This is a genomic window from Veillonella sp. 3_1_44, assembly GCF_000163715.1.
In the GTDB taxonomy this organism is placed as follows: Bacteria; Bacillota; Negativicutes; order Veillonellales; family Veillonellaceae; genus Veillonella; species Veillonella parvula_A.
Window position 1 is genome coordinate 1 of sequence record NZ_GG770212.1, and the last position, 660, is coordinate 660.

The 660-nt window shown below is 43.0% G+C and carries 1 protein-coding gene; it reads right to left on the minus strand.

From position 1 onward, the window contains the following. A partial coding sequence (locus HMPREF0873_RS09780) for an EF-Tu/IF-2/RF-3 family GTPase (protein ID WP_008715893.1) occupies positions 1-660 on the minus strand: 660 nt, incomplete at both ends.

Here is a 660-nt window from a genome sequence, read left to right on the forward strand (position 1 = left end):
ATACACATTTCTACACCTTCAGGAAGGTTTACAACACCTGTTACGTCTGTTGTACGGAAGTAGAATTGTGGACGGTAGTTGGAGAAGAATGGAGTATGACGGCCACCTTCTTCTTTAGTCAATACGTATACTTCTGCTTTGAATTTTGTGTGTGGGTTGATGGAACCTGGTTTAGCCAATACTTGACCACGTTCGATGTCTTTACGATCAACACCACGAAGCAATGCACCTACGTTGTCACCTGCTACTGCAGAATCCAACACTTTACGGAACATTTCAAGACCAGTTACTACGTATTGTTCAGCTTTTTCTTTCAAGCCTACTACTTCAACTGTATCACCAACGTTTACTTGACCACGTTCAACACGGCCAGTTGCTACTGTACCACGACCAGTGATTGTGAAAACGTCTTCCACAGGCATCAAGAAAGGTTTATCAGTGTCACGAACTGGTGTTGGGATGTAGGAGTCTACAGCATCCATCAATTCGTCAATTTTAGCTACATATTGAGCGTCGCCTTCCAAAGCTTTCAATGCGGAACCTACAACGATAGGTACTTCGTCGCCAGGGAATTCGTAGGAAGAAAGAAGTTCACGAACTTCCATTTCTACCAATTCGATCAATTCTTCATCGTCAACCATGTCAGCTTTGTTCAAGAAT